The organism is Acaryochloris sp. IP29b_bin.137 (assembly GCF_028285745.1).
In the GTDB taxonomy this organism is placed as follows: domain Bacteria; phylum Cyanobacteriota; class Cyanobacteriia; order Thermosynechococcales; family Thermosynechococcaceae; genus Acaryochloris.
On sequence record NZ_JANQOP010000302.1, the window covers coordinates 1 to 5,809 of the forward strand.

Annotated in this window: 6 protein-coding genes; 2 read left to right on the plus strand and 4 right to left on the minus strand. The window is 45.1% G+C overall.

The features are described 5' to 3' along the window. The first annotated feature begins 432 nt into the window (after nt 1-432). On the plus strand, nt 433-840 hold the full coding sequence (locus tag Q0991_RS21205) for a RidA family protein (RefSeq protein ID WP_299492326.1): 408 nt from the start codon (nt 433-435) through the stop codon (nt 838-840). 251 nt (nt 841-1,091) lie between these two features. Here Q0991_RS21205 and Q0991_RS21210 read toward each other — a convergent pair whose 3' ends face one another. The 3 genes from Q0991_RS21210 to Q0991_RS21220 all read right to left on the minus strand — a co-directional run bounded on the left by Q0991_RS21210 (nt 1,092) and on the right by Q0991_RS21220 (nt 3,995). Beyond that, complete coding sequence (locus Q0991_RS21210; protein ID WP_299492316.1) at nt 1,092-2,186, minus strand: GNAT family N-acetyltransferase; 1,095 nt, start codon at nt 2,184-2,186, stop codon at nt 1,092-1,094. Nucleotides 2,187-2,493: 307 nt separating this feature from the next. After that, nucleotides 2,494-2,922: a VOC family protein gene (locus Q0991_RS21215; RefSeq protein WP_299492318.1), complete on the minus strand. Its 429-nt coding sequence runs from the start codon at nt 2,920-2,922 to the stop codon at nt 2,494-2,496. Between the two features lie 335 nt (nt 2,923-3,257). Beyond that, nucleotides 3,258-3,995, minus strand: a complete 738-nt coding sequence (locus Q0991_RS21220; RefSeq protein WP_299492320.1) for a rubredoxin-like domain-containing protein — start codon at nt 3,993-3,995, stop codon at nt 3,258-3,260. Nucleotides 3,996-4,095: 100 nt separating this feature from the next. Between Q0991_RS21220 and Q0991_RS21225 the strand changes: the two genes are divergently transcribed. Then, on the plus strand, nt 4,096-4,758 hold the full coding sequence (locus Q0991_RS21225; protein WP_299492322.1) for a metalloregulator ArsR/SmtB family transcription factor: 663 nt from the start codon (nt 4,096-4,098) through the stop codon (nt 4,756-4,758). 294 nt (nt 4,759-5,052) lie between these two features. On the opposite strand, the gene Q0991_RS21230 is transcribed toward Q0991_RS21225, so the two are convergent. Continuing rightward, on the minus strand, nt 5,053-5,809 hold a 757-nt coding region (locus Q0991_RS21230), incomplete at its 5' end, for an SDR family NAD(P)-dependent oxidoreductase (RefSeq protein ID WP_299492324.1).

The following is a 5,809-nucleotide window of genomic DNA, read 5'->3' on the forward strand; positions in this document are numbered from 1 at the left end:
GGGCTTATAGAGGTGTCATTGTTGGCCTATATCTCGACTAATTTCTAGCGATTAGAGTTGACCAAAACAGAGGTGAGTTCTTTTCCATAAATCACCTTAAGTCTCATCATGGATACCTCCTGACAAAACTACTGGATAGCAGTCTTGGTTTATGGACTATGTCTCAGAGCCTACGAGGCAAAGGTGAATAATGTGAGAATTTATTAAGCTTATTGAACTACTTGATCAACAGAGGACCCACATCTGTGGTAAGTTCACCCCCGTTAAAGTCTGCCATGACGCTACGAGAACCGAGCCTGAACAAGTTGGAGTTGTCTGAATTAAACTCGGTTGTAGTTAGGGTTATGTAGCAAGACCATTAGGAACTTTGTGGTAGTTGCATTCTCGCTATTTTTAGATCCCCTTTATCCAAGACTTGTGAGAAATTCATTTATGGCACCATCACTGACTTATCTGAACCCAGCTTCTTTGCCCGATGCATCTGCATTTGGCTACTCGCAGATAACAATCATGGAACCAGGTAGGCTTGCTTTCATTTCAGGGCAGGTTGCTTGGCAATCTAGCGGTGAAGCAGTTCCAGATAGTCTCACAGGACAGGCAGAACTTGTTGTCAAGAATGCAAAGGCGGCTCTCGATGCCGTCGGTGCTTCGTCAGAGGACCTCGTTATGGTGCGAATTTACATGGTAGATCTGACACCTGATCGCATAGAAGAGTTGATGCCACATCTACTGGCCATGTTCGATGGTGCTAAGCCGAGTCTCACAGGTGTGGGCGTTGCCGCTCTAGCTGGACCCGAGTTGCAATTGGAGATTGAAATGATTGCTCGTTTGCCTTCATGACCCCAGTCGCAAGCCCTTTTCCCAGTCTGGGCGATGCAGTCAAAGGAAGCCATCGCCATCCGTAAACAAGCCATCATCCTCGCGGACCATGAAGCCTTGCGTGAGTTTGCCAAGAAACTTGACGCTCTCCCTCTAATCCTTCAGATATAGCCGGAGATTCTTGTTTCACGGCATTTACCTCGTTTCTTGAAGGGCGTTGATTGCAATTCCCTAATCCTCTAGCCTGGATACCTCGTATAGAAAATTCAGGTCTAAACCAGAAATATTGTGATTGTTGCCATCGCCAAAATACCCCAAACAGTTTTGTTCCAGTCCCACAATCGCCGCCCATTAAAACTGACAAACGGGAAAAATGGCATAGCAATATCGAAAAGAACCAAGGGTTTGCCTACTAAGAGCACGGCTTCCAGCCAAGCTCTCACATAAGGTAATGGTTCATTCAACTCACCCAAGACCCAGACTCCCCATACAAGGATCAATACTGGAAGGGTTCCGGCCACTGCCATCCAACCTAACTGGGGAAGCAAGTCTCGATATCGCCATTGATGTGTTATTGGATAGAGGCTACCGGGAATCGGGAAGATTGCCCCAGGAAAGAGTAGTGTGATTGCTATGCTGAGCAGAAATCCAGACTCCCAGGTTCGAAACCGCACCGTTAGCCCTTGTCGATGTGCTGTTAACCACATGCCCAGATGTCGCAGGCCAAACAGAACTAAGAATATTCCTGGTAGAACCAGCCACATCTCTGGATGAAAGGCTCTAAAACCGCTAGCTCGCCACAGCATCAATAGCCCAATCAAAGAATTGGCGGTAATGGTACTCCACCATTGCAGAGAGGGACTATCTACTGCTGGTGCAACAGGACGTGCCCATAAGAAGTGACCCAGATCAAAATAATGAGAGAGCTTTGCCCACACAACTAATGTTGCTAACCCGTAACGTCTGAACTGGTCTTCAGGAGGTAGTATTTTGAACCCGCGCGTGGCAAATAGCTTGCTTGAACTTGTATTAAAGCCCTCAACAGTGGTTAGGATCTGATCGCACCCCTGCTGCTCGAAGAAGTTGATTCCAGCCTCAATGAGACGTTGACCGAATCCTTGGCCACGGACCTCTGGTGCTGTAAATACCCAGGCAATCGAACCTGCTTGGCGATTGCGGGGAAGGGTGAATAGTTTGAGGACAATCGCTCCTTGAAGTTGTCCACCCTGCTCAGCGACTAGAACATATGGCGTCCATGAAAAGGCCCATTGGTCAAGAAGTGGGAAAGCCCGACGCATCAGGGCATGCACATTTTGTCGCTCGTCATCTCGCATGGGACGAACGATAGCATCGGATACCTGAGGCATTATGCTTCTCTCACGAATGGATGGCGCAGTGGCATATTAGTACCCAAATTTTTGAAAGTACCCTGCGAACCCCAAATAATCAACCTCAACTCAAATAGACTCCTATGATTCTGGGGTCGTTTTTGAGTTTACCCCTGCCCTAGCTTTTGAGAATGAACGAGTTCCCTAATCATCCAGGGCACTGTTCTAGATAGCAAAGGTAGAGGTGACCCTAATAGTATTCTCTATTCCCCGTGTACTCAAGGGTATTAGCCTAATGCCAAGTCTTGAATGCATATTGTGAAATAGAAATGAAAATGCTACCCCATTACACCAGTTCTTCATAAAGATATTTTTCACTGGGTTTGCCCGATAAATACTCAATTAGTTCCCATTCGAAGCCAAAACTGTCATAGAAGTAAAGACGCTTTCTATATTTCTCTATTGGAGTAGAAATACCTCGTTTGTATCCTGCTTCTACTAGTCTGTCCTCTACCACGGATAAATCCTCTACTACGATCCCAATGTGATTGACACCATAATTTTTATAGGTTTGTTTTGGTTCTTCTGCCACTGAATCTAAATGAGGTTCTTGTAGTGCAAAGTAATAATCATTGTTGCCGATATGAGCCCAGCGAATACTTTCTGGTGGTTTTTTATCAATTCTGACTTGGAAGTCTAGTGCAACAGTTTTTAAGAACTTAATTGCTTCATCAATATCGGGAACGGTGATATTTACATGTTCTAATGTACTCATAATTTGCTCCAACAGGTGTTGAATTTCCTAGATTTAATATCTTTAGTTGTCTTTGTAAGTTAGATCAGCAGGCTCATCTCGTATGAGAGTTTCGGTTTTACATAAATCGCTTGCCTGTATGCTCTTCGGAATTAATGAATTTTTCCGAATGAAAAAATGAGGATTTTACAGCACAGATGAATGCTCATAATTTGGACTGTTTAAGCCCAAGGAAATACATCATGGAATCAAAAAAGGTTCATTATTCAGCTCTAAGTTTTTTTGTACTTCAAGACTAAAAAATCCCATGTGAATACCACTGCTAATCCAATCAGTAATCTTTCTGTTGAGTTAACTTACTTCAGCAAGCGTTTGAAATGTTCTCGCCAATGAATGAATTCAGTGACGTAGTTAAAGCCGCATACAATCTCTATCGGTCGCTCGTCAATAACTTGGAGTATTCGTGCTGCCCGGTTACGTACTTCATCTTGTGGCCCAAATGGGTTGAGACGCATCCTCGGCCCTGGGGGAAAAGCATAGTCACAGATAAACAGTACCTTGTCATAGATGTATAGGGTAAAGCCTGGTGTATGTCCACCAATATGGAATGCTTCAATGCCATGCTCAGTAAAGTCATTGTCAAATTTACAATCCACTGGAAATGGTTTCGCCAATGGATTTTTTGCATCCAGAGTGTGTAGGTAAACCTTCGCGTTCCAGAGTTCACGATACTGATTGGATGCACCCATAAAATCTTTGTGGGTGAAGTAGATAGCTTCCACTGGCTTCAAATCTGAATTGAAAGCAGACGGACAATCTATCCAGACCGCACCCTCACTGGTTTCAATGCGATAAGCAGCGTGTTCTAAACCCAGACGCGGCACAGAGCGCAACTGTGTAACGTAGTCATTGACGCGATGCGGTGTGACGCGATAGGTCTGTTCTGCCTTGTCCGAAGGGACAAACTTATCGTGTCGGGCTCCACAGAACGGGCAGATATCGGGCATCTCACCAATCATGTTGTACCCACAAACAGTACAGACTGATTGCTGATAATGCTTGGCAGCTTCCATTTGTTTACTGTGTAAAACCATGTCTGCAACCTCTCGCTTTATTTATAAAGTTTTTTCTTTATAAAAGACAGCTTATTGGGCTTAAATTGACTTTGTCAAGATTTTTCTTTATTTTCTTAATATGAGTAAACAAGCTACTTCTGAGTCCACGAATACTCGTAAGCGCCTAGCCATTATTCACTTGCTCAAGCAAGAAGGCCCTATCGATGCAGCGGCTATGTCTTCGCACTTGCGGGTCACAGCAATGGCTGTCCGTCAGCATCTGTATGAACTGCAAAAGGAGGGCTTAGTTACCTATTCTGAGGAACCCAGGCCAAAAGGACGTCCAGCGAAATTGTGGCAGCTAACGTCTGCTGCTAATCGTCTGTTTCCTGATGGGTATGCTGAGTTGACACTCAACCTCATCAATTCTGTCAAGGAAGCCTTTGGAGACGATGGACTGGATCGTCTCTTAACGATTAGAACCTCTCAACAAATTGCAGCTTATTTACCCCCGCTTTCTCTTCAAGAGTCCCTAAGGCAGCGATTGGAATTATTGGCAGATCTGCGAACAGAGGAAGGATATATGGCTGAAGTGCAATCCTTGCCAGATGATGTGTTCCTGTTCATCGAAAATCACTGCCCAATTTGTGCCGCAGCAACTGCTTGTACTGGTTTCTGTTCTCAAGAACTAGAAGTGTTTCAGACGGTTTTAGGAAGAGATGTAGTTGTTGAGCGAACTGAACATATTATTTCCAATGAGCGACGGTGTGTTTACAAGGTTTTCTATCGTAAAGAGAAATAAAAGAGTGTGATGTTAACTTTCTAAGATAAGCTCTGAAGCTCCACTTCTCGGTACCACTGCTGACAAGCGCTCAGAAAAACCTCTAGCGATACCATTTAACTCACCCATGAAATTGTAATCAGATTACGCTTCAATCATGCCCGAAGTAGAGCCGTTTGAAGGACTGGACGGGAGGTGTAGGTCTTATACTTAGGTCAGTGGGAACACCAAGGTACTGATGGTAGATCAGGAGAAGCCATTAAGTTGAGTCGTTCATGAGATGGTTCCTCTGATTAAGAAGGTGCTAGGCATTGCTTACCACTTTTCAGCAAATGGGCGAATTTCCACATCAAACGACCATGCAGAGCGTGATTGATGAGTGATGTGAAACACCTCCTCAGCAATATCTACAGGTTGGCAGAAAAAGTCTTTAGACTGACTTGAGTGCTGGTTTAGTGGTTCAGTCGCCAGGCCCTGAACAGGTAAGTTAGTTGACCAAGGGGTGTCGATCACCGCATCAACTGTAATGTAAGCCACATGGATACCCTTTGGTCCCAAATCCCGAGCTAAGGCTTGAGCCAAGATCCGCTGTGCAGCTTTGGTTGGAGCGAACAAAGCATAGGACGGAATTCCTCGGTGGGCGGCGGTGTTCCCAGTGATGATGATGGTTCCTTTTCCCTTCTCCATCATATTGGGAACTAGTTCACGGGCAAGGTAAAGCAATGAGGTGGTATTTACCCGAAAGTTTCGCTCTAGCTCTTCAGGATGTACTTCTAGAAAGGTACCAAAGGTAGCTCTAACCGCATTATGAATGAGGACAGAGGGAGAACCCATCTCTGTACGAATGCGGTTGAGCGTGACGAGCAGTGCATCTAAGTCGCCAACGTCGCAGACATAGGCTTTAATGTCGGCCATGTCCTGTTCAAGTTGGCGGAGGCGATCTCGATTGCGGGCAATCATCGCGACCCGATAACCTCCTTCAACAAAGCGACGGACAATTGCAGTTCCAGTACCATCGCCTACCCCAGTAACTAAACAGATTGGTTTAGCCATGATTTCTCCTAAATAGATA